This window comes from Dietzia sp. Die43 (assembly GCF_024519835.1).
GTDB lineage: Bacteria > Actinomycetota > Actinomycetes > Mycobacteriales > Mycobacteriaceae > Dietzia > Dietzia kunjamensis.
On record NZ_JALJRF010000001.1, the window covers coordinates 147,383 to 166,651 of the forward strand.

The following is a 19,269-nucleotide window of genomic DNA, read 5'->3' on the forward strand; positions in this document are numbered from 1 at the left end:
TCATCTCCGAACGCCGCCCCGCAGGTGCGGGTCGCCGGAGTCGAGCCTGTCGACGATGTCCGTCACCACCTTGCCCGAACTGCGCCGCTCGGTGCTCACGGTGGTCCAGGCGACCTCCCGGTACAGCGGCGAGCGTTCGGTCAGCAGTGCCTGGTACCGGGCTGTGACGTCGCCCCCGGCCAGGAGCGGGCGACCCGGACCCTGGGACCGGCGCACCCCCTCGGCCACCCCGATCGTGAGGTGGACGACCCGGTGGCCTCGCAGGCGTCGCCGGGTCACCGCCGACAGGACCGCCCCGCCCCCCAGGGACAGGACCCCGTCGAACGATGTGAGCGCGTCACCGATGATCCGCTCCTCGATCTCGCGGAAGTGCGGCTCGCCGTCGGAGGCGAAGATCTCGGGGATGGACCGGCCCTCGGCCTCTTCGATGAGGTGGTCGGCGTCGCGGAACGGCACGTCGAGCCGCCGGGCGAGCTTGCGGCCGATGGTCGTCTTGCCGGCACCGGGTGGTCCCACGAGCACGGCGACCGGCCGTGCCGGCTCGCTCATGCCTCGTCCGTCGCCCAGTCCAGCCGCTCGGCGACCGCGTCGAGGTATCCCCCGACGTTCCGGCGGGTCTCCGCCAGCGAGTCGCCACCGAATTTCTGCAGGACCGCGCGGGCCAGGACGAGGGCGACCATCGACTCCGCGACGACGCCCGCCGCCGGAACCGCACACACGTCCGAGCGCTGGTGGATGGCGGTGGCCGCGGATCCGTCCTCCATGTCCACCGTGCTCAGCGCACGGGGCACCGTGGAGATGGGCTTCATCGCGGCCCGGACCCGGAGGGGCTGACCGTTGGTCATGCCGCCCTCGAGGCCCCCGGCGCGGTTGCTGCGGCGCTCGACGCCGTCGTCCCCGCGGACCATCTCGTCGTGGGCGACGCTGCCACGGCGGCGCGCGGTCTCGAAGCCGTCCCCGACCTCGACGCCCTTGATGGCCTGGATGCCCATGAGGGCGCCGGCGAGCTGTGCGTCGAGACGATCGTCGCCGGACACGTGGGAGCCGAGACCGATCGGGAGGCCGTGGACGACCACCTCGACCACGCCACCGAGGGTGTCCCCGGCCTTCTTCGCGGCCTCGATCTCGGCGATCATCGACTCCGCGGCGGCGGCATCGAAGGCCCGCACAGGGCTGGCGTCGATGTCCTCGAGGTCCGCGAACCCGGGCTCGGGTCCGACGTACGGCTCGGACGCGCCGATGGAGATGACGTGCGAGAGGACCTCGACGCCGAGGACGTCCCGCAGCACCGCACGGGCGACAGTCCCGGCCGCGACCCGTGCGGCGGTCTCACGGGCGCTCGCGCGCTCGAGGACCATCCGGGCGTCGTCGAAGTCGTACTTGAGCATCCCGGAGAAGTCGGCGTGACCGGGCCGCGGGCGGGTCAGGCGGGCGGCGCGGGCCTTGTCGTCGATCGCCTCCGGGTCGACGGGATCCGCCGACATGATCTGTTCCCACTTGGGCCACTCGGTGTTGCCGACCTCGATCGCCACCGGCGATCCCATGGTCCGGCCGTGGCGGACGCCGCCGAGGACCCGGACGGCGTCCGCCTCGAACTTCATCCGCGCCCCGCGCCCGTAGCCCAGGCGACGGCGGGCGAGTTGCGAGGCGATCTCGTCGCTCGTCACTTCGACCCCGGCGATCACGCCCTCGACGATCGTCACCAGGGCCTGGCCGTGCGATTCTCCGGCAGTGGTCCACTTCAGCACGTCGCCGATCATCCCACGTCGGGGTACGGCCCGGCACATCAGGCCCGGGTCGTCGCGGACCGCCGTGCCCGCGAGGCGACGACGGCCCGGTGCGGGGTGTCACCGGTGAGACGCCGGAACGCGTGAATGAAGCTCGAGGCCTCGGCATACCCCAGACGCAACGCGACGTCCTCCACCGACAGCAGACCGGTCGCCAGCATCCGCCTGGCCAGTTCCAGCCGGACATCGTCGAGAAGGCGCTGGAACGATGTGCCCTCGTCCGACAGATGCCTGCGCAGGGTCCGGGGACTGACCCCCAGGCCGGCGGCCACCGAGGACATGGAGGCCCCCTGCGTGAGACGACCGGTGATCTCGACGCGGACCCGGCTGCTCACCGGCCCCCGGGTCCGACGGGTGGCGGCCAGGTCGCGGCACATGGCCTCGGCCACCGTCACCGCCGCGGGGCTCCCCTGCGGGAGCGGTTCGTCGAGGCGGGCAGCGTCGAAGACCATCGTGACGCCGGTGCCGTCGTCGGACTCCGACGGCGCCAGGCCGAGCCGTGCCCCGTATGCGGTCAGGGTGCCGGATGACCGCCCCCCACCGAAGGTGATCCCGGTGAACGGGACACCTCCGGGGACGAGCTCGCCGAGGACGGAGTGGATCGCGAACAGGTCGCGGTCCACGAGGAACTCGCGGACGTCGTCCGGCAGCGCGGTGTCCTCCAGACGCACGACGATCCTGTCCCCCGTCGACTCCACACCGATCGTGCTGAAGATGTAACTCAAGTCGATGAAGCGGAGCGTCACGGCGATCACGTCGCGGAGCGTCGGGCTCGACAGCAGGGCGTATCCGAAGATCCCGAAGGTGGTCAACCGGTAGGTGGCGCCCACCTCGGCGGCGAGGGCGGGCCGGGCGCCCGCGGCGGAGCGGAGGTTGCGGATCGCGGTCAGTTCCTGGCCCGGCGTCACGAGTAGATCGGGGGTGGCGAGGTCGGCCGGGGAGAGCGCGATCCCCTGCAGGACCCGGCCGGCTTCCACGCCGAGCCGTTCCCCGGCCTCGACGAGCACGCCGATCCCGATGGCCGAGCGGGGGAAGTCCCAGTGTGGGACCGCGGGGTCGTCCCAGGTGGTCATGTCCGGAATTATGGATTATTCGTCCGTGAATGTCTGCGGCCACGCGGGGCCGGGGCACTACCGTCACGACATGACCTCCTCCTCCCCCGGGACCCGGCGTCGACGACCGCGCGTGATCATCATCGGAGCCGGATTCGGTGGCCTCGGCGCCGCCTACGAGCTCACCCGTGACGGCCTGGCCGAGGTGACGATCCTGGAGAAGGCCGACGACGTCGGAGGGGTGTGGCGGGACAACACCTACCCCGGAGCGGCCTGCGACGTCCCGTCGAACCTCTACTCGTACTCCTTCCACCGCAGGACGGACTGGGGCCGTCGCTACGCCGAGCAACCCGACATCCTGTCCTACATCCGGGAGACCGCCGACAGGTACGGCCTGCGCGAACTCGTGCGCACCGGCATCGAGGTGACCTCCGCGGAGTTCGACGACGACAGCGCCACGTGGACGGTACACACCGCCTCCGGCGAGTCGTTCGAGGCCGAGGTGCTCGTGCCCGCGGTGGGTCAGCTGTCCCGTCCGGCCTATCCGGACATCCCCGGGTCGGAGACGTTCGCCGGCCCGTCGTTCCACTCGGCCGAGTGGCGGCACGACGTCGATCTGACCGGTAAGCGGGTCGCGGTCCTCGGCACCGGGGCCTCGGCCATCCAGTTCGTCCCCCGCATCCGCGAGGTGGCCGCGCACGTGACCGTCTACCAACGCTCCGCGCCGTGGGTGGTGCCCAAACCGGACCGCGCCTACACGGACGCCCACCGGGCGGCGTTCGCCCGTGTCCCCGGCCTCATGACCGCGATGCGCGGCACGATCTGGGAGACGACGGAGCTCATCGGCCTGGCACTGACCTCCGCGCGGCCGCTCGCCAGGATCCTCAGCGGGCTCGCCCGCGCCAACCTGCGGCTCACCGTCCGCGACCCCCGGCTGCGCGAGGCCCTCACCCCGACGGAACCGATCGGGTGCAAGCGGATGCTGTTCAGCAACCAGTGGTACCCCGCACTCGCGCAGCCGAACGTCGACGTGGTGACCGACTCCGTCTCCGAGGTCGTCCCCGAGGGGATCGTCACCGCGGACGGACGGGTGCGCCCCGTCGATGTCGTGGTGTACGGCACGGGTTTCCAGGCCACCGACTTCCTGGCGCCGATGACCGTGCGTGGCCGCAGCGGTCGGGACCTGCACGAGCAGTGGCGAGAGGGTGCGCGCGCGTATCTCGGGATGGCAGTGCCGGGCTTCCCCAACATGTTCGTGATCTACGGACCCAACACCAATCTCGGGAGCAGCTCGATCATCCTCATGATCGAACAGCAGGCCAGGTACATCCGCCAGGTGGTCGAGGAACTGGCTCGGGCGGATCGGACGGTGGCCGTGGACGTCCGTCACGAGGTGCACGAGTCCTACGACGACGAGATCATGCGCCGTCTCGGTGCGTCGGTATGGAGCGGCTGCGACTCCTGGTACAAGGCGGACTCAGGCCGGATCACGACGAACTGGCCGGGACTGGTGCACGAGTACCAGCGCCGCACCCGGACCGCGGACCCTGCCGACTTCGAGACGATCGCCCCCCGTCGCGCAACGGAGCCGTCGAGCATCTGACCGATCATCCGGCCGTGCGGCTCCGGCACGGTGGCCGTCCCCGTGTCCCCGCGTCTCCGTGTCCGCGCGGTCAGCGACCTAGTGCCTGCGACAGCGCGGCGGCCATCTCCGCGCGCGGCGCCGGGTGCCCGGTGAACAGCTCCACCTGACCGAAGGCCTGGTGGAGCAACATCACGTCGCCACCGACCACGGGGATGCCCGCGGCCAGGGCTGCTGCCCCGGCCGCGGTGGGCCAGGGGTCGTAGAGGACGTCGAACACCCGTCGGGCGCCGGCGACCAGGTCCGTGAGCTCCCGCACGCCGGGTTCGGGAACGGTGTTGACCAGAACATCGGCCCGCGTGATCTCCCCGATCAGTTCCGGGTCGGTGAGTCCCATGGTGCGGACCCCGAGCCCGAGGGCCCGTCCGCAGTCGGCCGCCGGCCCGGCGTTGTCGCGCCTCGAGGCCAGGACCACCTGCGTGGCGCCGGCCTCGGCGAGCCCGGCGAGAACCGGTCTGGCGGTTCCCCCCACGCCCAGGACGACTGCCGTCGGATGGTCCGGGAGGTCTCCGAAGGCGGCGAGCGCCCCGGCCACCCCGTCCACATCGGTGCAGTCGGCGAACCAGCCGCCCGCCCGCCGGACGAGGGTGTTGGCGCTGCCGACGATGCGGGCGCGGTCACTCACCTCGTCGGCGTAGGCGAGGGCGGCGAACTTGCCGGGCATCGTGACCGAGTAACCGATGCGGTCGGCGGGCGACGAGTCGACCACCGACGCCAGCCGATCGGCATCGCAGTCGATGCGTTCGTAGGTCCAGTCGTCGAGGCCGAGCGCCCGGTACGCGGCACCGTGCAGGACCGGGGACAGCGAGTGGTCCACCGGGTGCCCCAGGACGGCCGCCGAGCGCGGTGCGCCCGTGGGATCAGCGACCACTGGCGAGGACTCCGTTGGCGATGGCCTCGCTCTGATAGCGCTCGTGCTCCGGGTACTCGTCCGCGAATCTGGTGGTGCCCTCCATGTCGACCGTGACGAAGTACTTCCACTGCCCGTCGGCAGGGTTCTCCATCGCGCGCAGTGCGTCGAGACCCGGTGAACCGATCGGCCCGTAGGGCAGTCCGTCCATCGCGTAGGTGTTCCACGGGGTCACCTCGGCCCGGTCGGCGTCGGTGGTGGCGATCTCCTGGTCGGCGAGAGCGTAGTTGACCGTGGAGTCAAACTGGAGACGCATGGGCTCGGCGAGGCGGTTGAGGATGACCCGCGCGACCTTGTCGAAGTCCTGGAGCTTGCCCTCCTTCTCCACCAGCGACGCGGCGGTGACCACCTCGTAGGGGGTGAGACCGATACGGTCGGCGGCCGGGACGAGTCCGGTCTCGTCGTAGGAGGCGGTCGAGGCGTCGATGAGCTGACGCAGGATCTCGACGGGCTCGGACTGCGGGTTGATGTTGTGGACCCCCGGGGCGATCAACCCCTCGAGGCGACGGACCGGGTCCGGGGCGCCCCGGACCTCGTTGATGGCCCAGTCGGGGACCGCGAGCTCCGCCGGGTCGGCCTGCACGGCCGCGTCGACGATCTCCTGGGGCTGCCGGCACATCGGGGCGGCCTCGGGCTCGTCCAGATCGCGGAGGCACGTGGCGTCGGCGATCAGGGTGTAGATGCCCTTCTCCCTGCCACCGCCGACCACGACCGTGTCGAGCAGCCGGCCGCCCGGCTTGACCTCGACGAACCCGACGCGGTTCTGCGGGTCCGCCAGCGCGTCCACCGCGGCGGCGGCGCTCATCTCCTGCCGCACCTGGTAGTAGCCGGGCTGGATGCCCTCGACGGGCGTCCCCGCCGCCGCTCCGGTGAAGGCGCGGGTACTGGCCACGGTGCCGATGTCGTAGAGGCGGTCCCCGACGACCCCCAGGGTGTCCCCCGGCTCCACGTGCAGCAGCGCGTTCCCGTTGCCCTGCCCGTCGAAGTCCGGCGCCGCCGCGACCTCGGTGTTCTGGTTGCGGTAGACCATCACGCCGAAGGCGAGGACCACCCCGATCACGGCCGCCAGGAGGATGAACCTCGTGGTGGCTCCCGTACGTGAGCGTCCTCGTGCCGCAGACATCGTGCTCCTCGGTCATGGTGTCAGGGGAGCTGTCCCGCGGACAGCATCGTGCTCGTCGGCCAGTTTATCCAGGCGGGCAGGCCGAGGGGTCGCTCATCGGCGGGCGTGCCGCGAGTCGATCCAGGCCTGGAGCAGGACCACGGCGGCCGCCTGGTCGATCACGTCGCGCTGTTTCCGCGTGTTGCGGCCGGCGCCGTGCAGTGCCGAACTCGCGGTCACCGTCGTCAGCCTCTCGTCGACGAGGTCCACGGGCAGGTCCGGCGCCCCGGCCGTCAGGGCGGTGGCGAACGAGCGGGCCATCGCGGTGGACGCGGTCTCCCGGCCCTTGAGCGAGGTGGGCAGGCCGATCACCACCCCCACGGTGTCGTACTCCTCGACGAGCTCGGCGAGACGTCGGAGCTCGCTCGCCCACCCGGGGTCGCCGTCGGTGACCTTGATGGTCTCGACGGGGGTGGCGAGGATCCCGTCGGGGTCACAGGAGGCCACACCGATACGGGCGGTGCCCACGTCCAGTCCGAGTCGGCGACCGCGGGTCCATCCGCCGCCGGACGTGGCGGGCCCGGCTGGCCCGGCTGGCCCGGCTGGCCCGGCCGCGGCGCCCGGGGCGCCCGGGGCGTCGGTCATCCGGCGTCCCGGACGGCGTCGCGCAGCGCGGACACCGCGGTGTCGATCCCGGCCGGGTCGGACCCGGCACCCTGCGCCATGTCCGGCTTGCCGCCGCCGCGGGCACCGAGCGCGGGCGCGATGGCCTTGACGAGGTCGCCGGCCCTGAGTCCGCGATCCTGCGCGGCGGGGCTGACGGCGATGACGAACGGGACCTTGTCCTGCGCCGGGGCGGTGAGGAACACGACCCCGGCGTCCGAGCCGAGCCGTCCCTTGAGATCGGAGGCGAGGGTGCGCAGGTCTCCCGCGGCGCCGCCGGGGGTGCTGTGTGCGAGGAACCGGATGCCGCCGAGGTCCTCGGCCGAGTTCAGCAGGTCGCCGGCCTGGGCCGCGAGCTGGGAGGCCCGCAGGGATTCGAGCGCCTTCTCGGCCTCGCGCAGTTTCGCGGTGAGGGCGGCCACGCGGTCGGGCAGCTCGTCGGTGGGCGCCTTTAGCGAGGCGGCCAGCCCGGACACGAGCGCCCGCTCGCGGGCCTGGTGGCGGTAGGCGTCCATGCCCACATAGGCCTCGACACGCCGGATCCCGGAGCCGACGGACGCCTCCCCCAGCAGGCTGACGGGCCCGATCTGCGCGGAGCTGGACACGTGGGTCCCGCCGCACAGTTCCATGGAGAAGGGGCCACCGATCTCCACCACGCGGACCCGGGAGCCGTAGTTCTCGCCGAACAGGGCCATGGCGCCCATGCGCTTGGCCTCCTCGAGGGTGGTCTCCACGGTGTTGACCCCGTAGTCGGCGTCGACGGCGGTGTTGGTGACCTCCTCGACCTGCGCCAGGACGTCCGAGGGGATCGAGCCGGACCAGTTGAAGTCGAACCGCATGTAGCCGGGCTTGTTGAGCGAGCCGGCCTGGACGGCCTCCGGGCCGAGGATCTGCCGCAGTGCGGCGTGGACGAGGTGGGTGGCGGAGTGCCCCTGGGTGGCGCCCTTGCGCCACTCGGGGTCGACGGCGGAGGTGACGAGCTGACCGGCCTCGGCCTCGCCGCCGGTGAGGACGCCCTTGTGCACCCAGAGCTTCTTGCCGATCTTCTGGACGTCGTCGACCCGCATCTGGAAGCCGGCGGTGGAGATCATGCCGCGGTCGCCCAGCTGGCCGCCGGACTCGGCGTAGAACGGGGTGCGGTCGAGCAGGAACTCCACCGCGTCCCCCTCGCGGGCGACGTGGACGGCCTCGCCTCCGGAGACGATGCCCAGCAGCCGCGACTCGTCGGTCAGGTCGGTGAAGCCGGTGAAGACGGTCTCGCCGGCGTCGAGGAAGTCACGGTAGACGGACAGGTCGGCGTGGGCGTGCTTCTTGGCCCGGGAGTCGGCCTTGGCGCGGGCGCGCTGCTCGGACATGAGCGAGCGGAAGCCCTCCTCGTCCACCTGCAGCCCTGCCTCGGACGCCATCTCGAGGGTGAGGTCGATCGGGAAACCGTGCGTGTCGTGCAGGGCGAACGCCTGGCGGCCGGTGAGCACCGCGGCGCCCGACGACCGGGCGTCGGAGGCGGCGCGCTCGAACAGCTGCGTCCCGGACTCGAGGGTCTTGAGGAACGCGACCTCCTCGGCCACCGCGATCCGCTCGATCCGGTCGTACCCCGAGACGGTCTCGGGGAACGACGGACCGATCGCGTCGCGGACGGTGGCCATGAACTCGGCCATCGTCTCGCCGGTCGCCCCGAGCAGGCGCACGGAGCGGACGATGCGACGCAGTAGACGGCGCAGGATGTACCCGCGGCCCTCGTTGCCGGGGGTCACGCCGTCGGAGATGAGCATGTAGGCGGTGCGGGCATGGTCGGCGATCACGCGGAACCGCACGTCGGCGGCGCCGTCCGCACCGTACTTCGCGCCGGACAGTCGCTCGGCGGTCTCGATGACCGGGCGCAGCAGGTCCGTCTCGTACACGTTCTCCACGCCCTGGAGCAGGAACGCGACGCGCTCGACGCCCATGCCGGTGTCGATGTTCTGCTTGGGCAGCGGGCCGAGGATCTCGAAGGCGTCCTTGCCGGTGCCCTCCCCTCGCTCGTTCTGCATGAACACGAGGTTCCAGATCTCGATGTAGCGGTCCTCGTCGGCCTCGGGCCCGCCGTCGACGCCGTAGGCGGGCCCGCGGTCGTAGAAGATCTCCGAGCACGGTCCGCACGGGCCGGGCACGCCCATGGACCAGTAGTTGTCCGCCATACCGCGGCGTTGGATGCGCTCCTCGGGCACCCCGATCACGTCCCGCCAGATGCCGTAGGCCTCGTCGTCGTCGAGGTACACGGTGACCCACAGCAGCGCGGGGTCGATCCCGAACCCGTCGTCGTCGACCGACGTGGTCAGCAGGGACCACGCGTGCCGGATGGCGCCTTCCTTGAAGTAGTCGCCGAAGGAGAAGTTCCCGGCCATCTGGAAGAAGGTGTTGTGGCGGGTGGTGATGCCCACCTCCTCGATGTCGAGGGTGCGCACACACTTCTGGATGGAGGTCGCGGTGGCGTACGGCGGGGTCTCCTGGCCGAGGAAGTACGGCTTGAAGGGCACCATCCCGGCGTTGACGAACAGCAGGTTGGGATCGTCCAACACCAGAGACGCACTGGGGACCTCGGCGTGGCCGGCCCTGACGAAGTGCTCGAGGAAGCGGCGCCGGATCTCATGGGTCTGCACTGGGGGCCTCACTGGTCGTCTACTGGTGGTCTCGGGCGAGGTCTCAGCCTACCGTCGCGCCCGCGTGGGACCGGGAACGAGGTGGGCCGGGAGGACCTGACGACGACGACGAGGTGGGCGGCCGCGTGAACGCCTGCGGGCGCCCACCCGGCCGAACCGGCGGATGGGCGCCCGGTGCAGGGCGGGCCCTGCCTGATGGGAGGTCAGCGCGGCATCGGGGGCAGGACGATGCCGAAGTTGGCGGCGGTGATGAACGCCTCCCGGGGCAGGAGCCCCATGCTGTGTGCCCCCGTGCCCCAGACCCCGATCGAGGTCGCGACACTGACGAGCGTGGACAGGAGATAGGCCATGGTTTCCTCCAGGGTGAGCGGCGTGATTAGAGTGCCTGGTCGAGCACTTATTAACGATACTCACATATTTCTCAAGAACTGGCTACGTCTCTGTTCGTATGATCTTCCGGAGCTTGTCCACCCGCGCACCCAGGTCCCGCTCGTGCCCGTGGGGGCTCGGCTCGTAGTAGTCACGCCCCACCAGTTCGTCGGGCGGGTACTGCTGCGCCACGACCCCGGCGGGCGCGTTGTGGGCGTAGCGGTAGCCCACCCCGTTGCCGAGGCCCTTCGCCCCGGCGTAGTGGCCGTCCCGCAGATGCTTGGGTACCTCGCCCACCCCGCCCGCGCGGACATCGGCCATCGCGGCGTCGATCGCGGCGATGACCGCCTTGGACTTGGGGGCCGTGGCGAGGTGGATGGTGGCCTGCGCCAGCGCCAACCTGCACTCCGGCAGTCCGACCTTCTGCACGATCTCGGCGGCGGCGCCGGCGGCCAACAGCGCGGTGGGGTCGGCCATCCCGATGTCCTCACTGGCGTGGACCATGAGGCGCCGGGCGATGAACCGCGGGTCCTCCCCCGCGACCAGCATCCGGGCGAGGTAGTGCAGCGCGGCGTCCACGTCGGACCCACGGATGGACTTGATGAACGCGCTCGTGACGTCGTAGTGCTGGTCCCCGTCGCGGTCATAGCGCACCGGCGCGGCGTCCAGGCTCAGCTCCACGATCTCCGGGGTCACCACCCCGTCCTCCGCTGCCCCCGCCGCCGCCTCGAGGATAGTGAGGCTGCGCCTCGCGTCGCCCCCCGACAGTCTGACGATGTCCTCGACCGCCTCGTCCGTCAGCTCGACCTCGCCGGCCAGGCCCCGCTCCTCGGCCACCGCGCGCCTCAGCACGCCGGCCACACCACTGTCGTCCAGCCCCCGGAGCTCCGCGATGAGGGATCGGCTCAGCAACGGGGCGATCACGGAGAAGTGGGGGTTCTCCGTGGTCGCGGCGACCAGGAGGACGATGCCGTTCTCCACCGCGGCGAGCAGGGCGTCCTGCTGACTCTTCGAGAACCGGTGCACCTCGTCGATGAACAGGACCGTGCGCTGACCGTGCACCTGGCGGGTGCGGGCGTCGTCGATGACCGCGCGGACGTCCTTGACCCCCGCACTCAACGCGGACAGCGCCACGAAGTGCCGACCCGAGGTACTCGCGACGAGGTTCGCGAGCGTCGTCTTCCCGGTACCCGGCGGACCGTAGAGGATCAGCGAGGAGCCGCCGCGCCCCTCCACCAGCCGCCGCAGCGGGGAGTTGGGCCGCAGCAGGTGCTCCTGGCCGATCACCTCGTCGAGAGTCCGTGGCCGCATACGCACGGCCAGCGGTGCGGACGGGTCCACGTCCCCCGCCGCGGGCGAGGGGGGCGCGTGTCCGGCCGCGTCCCCGGCGGCGAACAACCCGGCATCTTCTGTCACGCCGACCAGGCTACCGGCGGGCCCGGACTCCGACCCCCGGGTGAACATTCGGCGTCCGATCACCGAAAGTGTGGGCAGCCCTCGTCGTCGTCGGGTTCCCTGGTGGGCAGGTATGCCACGTCCCCGGCGGGCACACCGCCCCGCCAGCCACCACCCGACCGTCAGGACCCCCGCCCCATGTGCCGCGACGACAATCCCACCCACGGACCCACACTCACCCGTCGTGAGGCGCTCGCCGGCGCCGGCATGGTCGCCGCCGCCGGCGCCATCGGGGTGACCCTGCTCGCCGAACCCGCCCCCGTGTGGGCGAACCCGGTGCACCCGGTGGCCGACGACCTCGACGTCTACGTGATCGTCACCGACGGCATGCGGCCCGACGAACTCAACCCGGCCCAGGCGCCCACTTTGCACCGATGGGCCACCGAGGGGACGCGGTTCACCGACGCCTCCTCCGTGATGATCGCCGAGACCCTGCCCAACCACGCCGCCATGGTCACCGGGGTGCTGCCCGCGCGCAACGGGGTGCCCGCGAACGCCATCTGGGACCACGCGATCGGGGACGAGAGGACCCTCGACCGGCCCGACGACCTGCGGGCGGCCACCGTGCTGGACCGCATCCGCACCGAGGCGGGTCTGACCACCGCGAGCGTGCTCAGCAAGGACTACCTACACGGCCTGTTCGGTGGCCGCGCGAGCGTGCAGTGGGCACCCTTCCCGCTGGTGCCGGTCACCGACCACTCGCTCGACTGGTTCACCGTCGAGGCCCTCAAGCAGACCATCACCGACCACGCCCCGCGGATGACGTTCGTCAACCTCGGCGACATGGACCGCTTCGGCCACATGGACCTGTCCGGCACCTCACTGCGACTGGCCCGCAACCAGGCGGTGTACAACTCGGACCACAAACTCTGGGACCTCGAGCAGTTCCTGCAGTCCACCGGCCGGTGGGAACGGTCGGTGCTCATCGTGCTGGCCGATCACGGCATGGACTGGTCGGAGCCGCTGCGCCTCATCAGTGCCGCCGGCGCGATCGACGCCGACCCCGCGCTGCGCGGGCGCGTCGGGATCGCCCAGAACGGGGGCGCCGACACCTTCGCCCACCTCGGCCCCGCCGGAGAACGCGAGGCGACCCTGGCGCGCCTGCGTGAGGTGGTCGGCGCGCTCCCGGGCGTCAACCGCCTCTACGATCCGGCCGAACTCGACCTGGGCGAGCGCGGTGGCGACCTCGTGGCCACCTGTCATCCGGGATGGCGGTTCTCCGACCCCACCCCGTTCTCCAACCCCATCCCCGGCAACCACGGACACGAGGTCACGCTCGGCATCCCGTTCTTCATCGCCGGCGGGCACCGGATCGTCCGCCGGGGGCAGGTCGTCGACCGTCCCGTGCGCACCCTCGACGTGGCGCCGACGGTGGCCCGGCTGTTCGGACTCGACCATTCCGGGATGGACGGGCGCCCGGCGCTCGAGGCGTTCCACCTCTGAGACGCCCGGGGCCGTCCGCCCCGGGTACTACCCGGCTGCGGCCCCGTCCTGGGCGGCCTGCCCGCGCTGGACCGGCTTGGCGTCGATGCCGGACTCCTTGCGCTGCTGGGTGGTGATCGGCGCGGGAGCGTCGGTGAGCGGGTCGACCCCGCCGCCGGACTTGGGGAAGGCGATGACGTCGCGGATGGACTCGGTTCCGGCCAGCAGCGCACAGATGCGGTCCCAGCCGAAGGCGATGCCACCGTGCGGGGGGGCGCCGTAGGAGAAGGCGTCGAGCAGGAACCCGAACTTCTCCTGCGCCTCCTCCTGCGAGATACCCATGACGCCGAAGACCCGCTCCTGGACGTCCTTCCGGTGGATACGGATCGACCCGCCACCGATCTCGTTGCCGTTGCACACGATGTCGTAGGCGTAGGCCAGGGCCGATCCCGGATCGGTGTCGAACGTGTCGAGGTGCTCGGGCTTGGGCGAGGTGAACGCGTGGTGCACGGCGGTCCACGCACCCGAACCGACGGCCACATCGCCGGCGGCGGTGGCGTCGTCCGCGGGCTCGAACATCGGGGCATCGACGACCCAGGTGAACGCCCACTTGGTGGGGTCGATCAGTCCGAGCTTCTCGGCGATCTCACCGCGTGCCGCACCGAGGAGAGCGCGGGTGGACTTGACCGCTCCCGCGCCGAAGAAGATGCAGTCCCCCGGCTCCGCGCCGACGTGCGCGGCGATCCCGGCGCGCTCGGAATCCGACAGGTTCTTGGCGACGGGGCCGCCCAGCTCGCCGTCCTCACCGACGAGGATGTAGGCCAGCCCCTTGGCGCCGCGCTGCTTGGCCCACTCCTGCCAGGCGTCGAGCTGGCGACGCGGCTGCGACGCCCCGCCCTTCATGACGACCGCGCCGACGTACGGCGCCTTGAACACCCGGAACGGGGTGTCGGCGAAGAACTCCGTGCACTCGACCAGTTCGATGTCGAACCGCAGGTCGGGCTTGTCCGAACCGTAGCGACGCATCGCCTCGTCGTAGGTCATCCGCGGGATGGGGGTCGAGATCTGATGCCCGGCGGTGGCCCACACCTCGGTGAGGATCTCCTCGGCCACGGCGATCACGTCGTCCTGGTCGACGAAGCTCATCTCCACGTCCAGCTGCGTGAACTCCGGCTGGCGGTCGGCGCGGAAGTCCTCGTCCCGGTAGCAGCGGGCGAGCTGGTAGTACTTCTCCATCCCGGCCACCATGAGCAGCTGCTTGAACAGCTGCGGAGACTGCGGGAGGGCGTAGAACGTCCCCGGCTGCAGGCGGGCGGGCACGAGGAAGTCGCGGGCCCCCTCGGGCGTCGAGCGGGTCAACGTGGGCGTCTCAATCTCCACGAAGTCGTGACGGGCCATGACGCTCCGCGCCGCGGCGTTCACTTCGGACCGCAGACGCAGCGCCGCCCCCGGGCCTTCACGCCGCAGGTCGAGGTAGCGGTGACGCAGGCGCGCCTCCTCGCCGACCTCGTCGTCGAGCTGGAACGGCAGGGCCGCGGCCTCGCCGAGCACCTCGAACGAGGTCACGTCGATCTCGACCTCGCCCGAGGCGAGGTTCGGGTTCTCCGATCCCTCCGGGCGGCGGTCCACCACACCGGTGACGGCCACGCAGTACTCGTTGCGGAGGCGGTGTGCGCGCTCGGCGACGTCCTCCGAGCGGAACACCACCTGGCAGACGCCGGTCGAGTCGCGGAGATCGACGAAGATGACCCCGCCGTGATCCCGGCGGCGCGCGACCCAGCCGGCCAGGGTGATGGTCTCCCCTGCGTCGGCGGCTCGGAGCTGGCCGGCGGAATGGGTGCGCAGCACTGCGGTTGTCCTCTCGTCGGGAAAAAGTCGTGTGGTCGGCGAACTCCGGAACGGACCCACCGCCGGATGAGCGGTCGGCCCCGGGTTCGGACGAGGGACAGTCTACGTCCACCCGCGGGCGTTCCCCGTGTCGGCTGTGACGGCGTACCGCCGGCCCATACAGTGATCCGACAAGCACCGTGGTGGTGCGGCGTGCCCGGGTGGACCGGCGGCCGGTGTGGACGAGAGGTGACGATATGACGTTCCGGCAGGGCGGGAGACTGGACACCAGCGGGGTCTCCGGCGGGGGCCGAGGGGGTCGCCGGGGGATGGCGGTCGGTGGGGGTGTCGGCGGCCTCGTCGTCGTCGTCATCGCGTTGTTCCTCGGCGTCGACCCCGGCCAGCTCGGACTCGACGGCGGTGGCACGGACCCGGGCGCCACCGGCGGCCGGGCACAGACCTCCGACTCGGCGCAGCAGTTCCAGGCCCACATCGACCAGTGCGACCTGCAGCAGGCCAACACCGACACCATCTGCCGCGTCGTCGCCACCACCGAGAGCCTCGAGGACGTGTGGAACACACAGTTGCCCGACCAGATCGGGATGCGCTGGGTCCAGCCCCACACCACCATCTTCACCGGTGCCGTCGACACCGGATGCGGTGGCGCCTCCTCCGACATCGGACCGTTCTACTGCCCGGCCGACGAGAACGTGTACATAGACCCCGCGTTCTTCGACCGGGTCCTCGTGGGCCAACTCGGGGGGTCACCCTCCGGTGCGGCGCAGATGTACGTCGTCGCCCACGAATTCGGCCACCACCTGCAGACCATGCTCGGCGACATCCGCCGGTCGCAGCAGGACCCGCAGGGCCCCTCCTCGGGTGCGGTCCGGGTCGAACTCCAGGCCGACTGCTACGCCGGGCTGTGGGCCCATTACGCCACCTCGACCCCGGCGCCCGACGGCGGCCCGCCGCTGCTAGAGAGCCTCACCGGGAGCGACGTCGACGCGATCATCCAGACCGCCGAGGCGATCGGCGACGACCACATCCAGCGCTCCGGCGGCGCACGCGTCGACCCGGGCTCGTGGACCCACGGGTCGTCGGAGATGCGCCGACAGTGGTTCCTGACGGGCTACGAGCAGGGCTCGATGCAGGCCTGCGACACCTTCCGCGCACAGCTCTGAGGCGCCCGGCTCTGGCGCGCGTAGCCCTGACGCGTGGGCGGGGCCCCGGTCGGTCAGTGCGGCCGGACCGCCGGGGTCACCGGGCGACGGCCCTGCTGACGTGGTCGACGAGACCCTCCAGCGGCACCGGCTCCTGCTCGCCGGTGGCCATCGTCTTGACGACGGCCGTCGAGGTGGCCAGTTCGTTCTCCCCGACGACGACGGTGACCGCCGCTCCGGAGCGGTCCGCGGCCTTGAAAGCGCCTTTCATGCCGCGGTCCCCGTACGCCATGTCCGCGCGGAGCCCGCTGCGGCGGAACTCGGCGAGGACGGGAACCAGAGTCGCCTTGGCCTGCGCGCCGAGAGCCACCGCGTACACGTCGACGCGCCCCTCGGCCGCCGGGTCGATCCCCTCGGCCTGCAGTGCCAACACCGTGCGGTCCACACCGATACCGAACCCGATGCCGGACAGCGCCTGGCCGCCGAGCTGTTCCATCAGGCCGTCGTAGCGGCCACCGCCACCGATCCCGGACTGGGCGCCGAGGCCGTCGTGCACGAACTCGAAGGTCGTCTTGGTGTAGTAGTCCAGGCCCCGCACCATGCGGGGATTGACCTCGTACGCGACGCCCAGCGCGTCCAGGTGCGCCCGAACGGTCGCGAAGTGCTCGGCGCTCGCGTCCGACAGGTGATCGATCATCAGAGGAGCGCCCTCGAGCTGGGCACGCACCTCGGGGCGCTTGTCGTCCAGGACGCGCAGCGGATTGACCCGAGCGCGTTCCCGCGTCGCCTCGTCGAGGTCCAGCCCGGTGAGGAAATCCTGGAGCCGTTCCCGGTAGTCGGGGCGGCACGTCTCGTCCCCGAGTGATGTGAGCTCGAGGCGGAACCCGGTGAGTCCGAGGGAGCGGAACGCCTCGTTCGCCACGGCGATCACCTCGGCGTCCAGGGCCGGGTCGTCGACGCCGATCGCCTCGATGCCCACCTGCTGGAGCTGGCGGTACCGCCCGGCCTGGGGGCGCTCGTACCGGAAGAAGGGGCCCGCGTAGCAGAGCTTGACCGGGAGCTGGCCCCGGTCCAGCCCGTGTTCGATCACCGCACGCATGACCCCGGCCGTGCCCTCGGGGCGCAGGGTGACGCTCCGGCCGCCCCTGTCGGAGAACGTGTACATCTCCTTGGACACCACGTCCGTCGACTCCCCCACGCCGCGCGCGAACAACGCCGTGTCCTCGAAGATCGGCAACTCGACGTGCCCGTACCCGGCGCGACGGGCGGCGGTGGTGATGGCGTCCCGGACCGTCACGAACCCGGCGGACGCCGGAGGCACGTAGTCGGGAACACCCTTCGGTGCCTTGAGTGCGGTCTTCTTGACGTTGCCGGTCACTGGTGAGGCGTCCTTGGGTCTCGAGGGGCGGGTGGGGTGGTGGGTCTAGAGGTCGCGTAGGAACGGATTCGACCGACGCTCACGACCGATGGTCGTGGACGGCCCGTGCCCGGGCAACACGACGGCGTCGTCGTCCAGGACGAGGAACTTCTTGGCGATGGACTGCATGAGCACCTCGGCGTCCCCCGCCGGCAGATCGGTGCGTCCCACACCGTCCTGGAACAGTACGTCCCCACCGAGCACGACCAGCCGGGGTCCGTCCTCGGTCTGCACGGTGATCCGGAACGAGACCGAGCCGGGGCTGTGACCCGGGACGTGGTCCACGTCGAAGGTCATCGACCCGAGGGTGAGGGTGTCGCCGTCGAACACCTCGATGACCTCGGCCGGCTCCGTGAAGGTGACGCCCTTGAGCATCGCCGACAGGTCGAGTGAGAGACCCTTGCCCGGATCGGAGAGCATCTCGCGGTCCTCGGGGTGGATGTAGGCGGGAACCCCGTAGTGATCCGCCACCTGCCGCGCGTTCCAGATGTGGTCGAGGTGCCCGTGCGTGAGCAGCACCGCGCGGGGCCGGAGCCCGGCCTCGGAGATCTGACGGCGGACCTGTTCCTCCGCGTCCTGCCCCGGGTCGACGACCACACAGTCGCCCGCGTCGTCCGCCACGATGTAGCAGTTGGTCTGGAACATCCCGGCGGGGAAACCGACGATCTGCACGTCCCGTACTCCCTTTCTCGACACTGTCGGCGCCGTTCGGCGCCCGGTGCCGGGCAACGGCGCCCGACACCGGAGTGGCGTTCGGCCGTCACTACCCGACCTGGTAGACAAGGACCCTGGGCTGGACCGCCGCGTGGGGCTCTTCACGGAGCCCCACCGTACGGGTCCGCCCGTGGAGTCCCAGCCTAGTCCAGGTCCCCAGGAGGGTCAGTGTCCACAAACCAGGAACGCCGAGCCGAGGCGCGCCAACGTCTGCGTGAGCAGATGGAGGCGCAGGCGCGCCGCGAGAAGCAGCTGAAGATCGCCGGTGCCTCGGTCGTGGTGGTGGTCCTCCTCGGCATCGTGGGCGTCGTGGTCTGGAACAAGGCGGAACAGTCCCGCGCCGAGCAGTACGCCGCCGACTGGGTGTCCTGCGAGTACCCGCAGGACACCAGTCCCATGGAGAAGGTCGACCCGGCGGAGTTCGAGGACCAGGGGCCCGAGATCGTCGCCGAGGCGCGTCGTTTCAACGAGCAGGTCGACGAGATCGAGGAGTCCAAGCGCGAGATGGACCCCCCGACCGGGGACCAGCCCCGGAGAGGGACGGCCGAGATCGTCGTGACCACCGGTAGCGGTGAGATCCCCCTGACGCTCGACCGTGAGGGCGCCCCCTGCAACGTCGCGAGCTTCGTCCACCTCGCCGAGCAGGAGTACTTCGACGACACCGAGTGCCATCGACTGACGCAGGGCGGTGAGGGTTCGCAGCTCTCCGTCCTGCAGTGTGGTGACCCGACGGGGACCGGGCTCTCGGGCCCCGGGTACTCGATCGTGGACGAGCCGCCCACCGATCTTCCCGTGGCCGAGGACGGTTCGGGTATGTCGGTCTACCCGCGCGGCACGGTCGCCATGGCCAAGTCGCAGGCCCCGAACAGCGCCGGGAGTCAGTTCTTCCTCGTGTACGAGGACTCCATGCTGCCCCCCGAGTACTCCGTGATGGGCACGATCGGCGAGTCCGGTCTGGAGGTCCTCGACGAGATCGCCGAGGCCGGGACGAAGAGCGACGACCAGAGCGATCCGGACTACGAGGCACCGCGCCGACCGGTGGTCATCGAGAAGGTCACGGTCGGCGCCCAGGAGGGTCTGCCCGAGGCGTGAACCCGTAGCACCCGGCCG

Annotated in this window: 16 protein-coding genes; 4 read left to right on the forward strand and 12 right to left on the reverse strand. The window is 71.1% G+C overall.

The features are described 5' to 3' along the window. From NR111_RS00690 to NR111_RS00700, 3 genes are read right to left on the reverse strand one after another with little or no spacing between them, the layout of a single operon-like run. On the reverse strand, positions 1-549 hold the full coding sequence (locus NR111_RS00690; protein ID WP_163375808.1) for a shikimate kinase: 549 nt from the start codon (positions 547-549) through the stop codon (positions 1-3). Beyond that, positions 546-1,760: a chorismate synthase gene (aroC, locus tag NR111_RS00695; protein ID WP_096905422.1), complete on the reverse strand. Its 1,215-nt coding sequence runs from the start codon at positions 1,758-1,760 to the stop codon at positions 546-548. The genes NR111_RS00690 and aroC overlap by 4 nt, the downstream gene beginning before the upstream one ends. Positions 1,761-1,786: 26 nt before the next feature. Next, entirely contained in the window at positions 1,787-2,860 is a 1,074-nt protein-coding gene (locus NR111_RS00700) for an AraC family transcriptional regulator (RefSeq protein ID WP_256819404.1), read from the reverse strand. Between the two features lie 70 nt (positions 2,861-2,930). On the opposite strand from NR111_RS00700, the gene NR111_RS00705 reads away from it, so the two are divergent. Next, entirely contained in the window at positions 2,931-4,442 is a 1,512-nt protein-coding gene (locus NR111_RS00705) for an NAD(P)/FAD-dependent oxidoreductase (RefSeq protein WP_256819405.1), read from the forward strand. 70 nt (positions 4,443-4,512) lie between these two features. Here NR111_RS00705 and NR111_RS00710 read toward each other — a convergent pair whose 3' ends face one another. From NR111_RS00710 to NR111_RS00735, 6 genes are all read right to left on the reverse strand, one after another. Then, positions 4,513-5,352 carry a shikimate dehydrogenase gene (locus tag NR111_RS00710; protein ID WP_132061325.1) on the reverse strand — a complete coding sequence of 280 codons (840 nt, stop codon included), beginning with the start codon at positions 5,350-5,352 and terminating at the stop codon, positions 4,513-4,515. Beyond that, positions 5,342-6,514: an endolytic transglycosylase MltG gene (gene mltG / locus NR111_RS00715; RefSeq protein ID WP_132061322.1), complete on the reverse strand. Its 1,173-nt coding sequence runs from the start codon at positions 6,512-6,514 to the stop codon at positions 5,342-5,344. The genes NR111_RS00710 and mltG overlap by 11 nt, the downstream gene beginning before the upstream one ends. Positions 6,515-6,607: 93 nt before the next feature. Beyond that, positions 6,608-7,138, reverse strand: coding sequence for a Holliday junction resolvase RuvX (gene ruvX / locus NR111_RS00720; RefSeq protein WP_119192960.1), 531 nt, complete (start codon positions 7,136-7,138; stop codon positions 6,608-6,610). Then, positions 7,135-9,795 carry an alanine--tRNA ligase gene (alaS, locus tag NR111_RS00725; protein WP_256819408.1) on the reverse strand — a complete coding sequence of 887 codons (2,661 nt, stop codon included), beginning with the start codon at positions 9,793-9,795 and terminating at the stop codon, positions 7,135-7,137. Before alaS ends, ruvX begins: the two co-directional genes overlap by 4 nt. Positions 9,796-9,998: 203 nt before the next feature. After that, positions 9,999-10,145: a hypothetical protein gene (locus NR111_RS00730; protein WP_167457804.1), complete on the reverse strand. Its 147-nt coding sequence runs from the start codon at positions 10,143-10,145 to the stop codon at positions 9,999-10,001. An 82-nt stretch (positions 10,146-10,227) separates the two neighbouring features. After that, positions 10,228-11,628, reverse strand: coding sequence for a replication-associated recombination protein A (locus tag NR111_RS00735; RefSeq protein WP_206472193.1), 1,401 nt, complete (start codon positions 11,626-11,628; stop codon positions 10,228-10,230). Positions 11,629-11,757: 129 nt separating this feature from the next. Between NR111_RS00735 and NR111_RS00740 the strand changes: the two genes are divergently transcribed. Continuing rightward, complete coding sequence (locus tag NR111_RS00740; RefSeq protein ID WP_132061310.1) at positions 11,758-13,062, forward strand: alkaline phosphatase family protein; 1,305 nt, start codon at positions 11,758-11,760, stop codon at positions 13,060-13,062. Between the two features lie 27 nt (positions 13,063-13,089). Here the strand turns inward: NR111_RS00740 and aspS are convergent, their stop codons facing one another. Next, on the reverse strand, positions 13,090-14,889 hold the full coding sequence (gene aspS / locus NR111_RS00745) for an aspartate--tRNA ligase (protein ID WP_132061307.1): 1,800 nt from the start codon (positions 14,887-14,889) through the stop codon (positions 13,090-13,092). 236 nt (positions 14,890-15,125) lie between these two features. On the opposite strand from aspS, the gene NR111_RS00750 reads away from it, so the two are divergent. Next, positions 15,126-16,049 carry a neutral zinc metallopeptidase gene (locus tag NR111_RS00750; protein ID WP_132061304.1) on the forward strand — a complete coding sequence of 308 codons (924 nt, stop codon included), beginning with the start codon at positions 15,126-15,128 and terminating at the stop codon, positions 16,047-16,049. A 76-nt stretch (positions 16,050-16,125) separates the two neighbouring features. Here NR111_RS00750 and hisS read toward each other — a convergent pair whose 3' ends face one another. Both hisS and NR111_RS00760 read right to left on the reverse strand, forming a co-directional pair. Further along, positions 16,126-17,406 carry a histidine--tRNA ligase gene (gene hisS / locus NR111_RS00755; protein WP_132061302.1) on the reverse strand — a complete coding sequence of 427 codons (1,281 nt, stop codon included), beginning with the start codon at positions 17,404-17,406 and terminating at the stop codon, positions 16,126-16,128. Positions 17,407-17,451: 45 nt separating this feature from the next. Next, positions 17,452-18,117, reverse strand: a complete 666-nt coding sequence (locus tag NR111_RS00760) for an MBL fold metallo-hydrolase (RefSeq protein WP_256819415.1) — start codon at positions 18,115-18,117, stop codon at positions 17,452-17,454. A gap of 210 nt (positions 18,118-18,327) precedes the next feature. On the opposite strand from NR111_RS00760, the gene NR111_RS00765 reads away from it, so the two are divergent. Continuing rightward, complete coding sequence (locus NR111_RS00765; RefSeq protein WP_120283356.1) at positions 18,328-19,251, forward strand: peptidylprolyl isomerase; 924 nt, start codon at positions 18,328-18,330, stop codon at positions 19,249-19,251. The last annotated feature ends 18 nt before the right edge of the window (positions 19,252-19,269 follow it).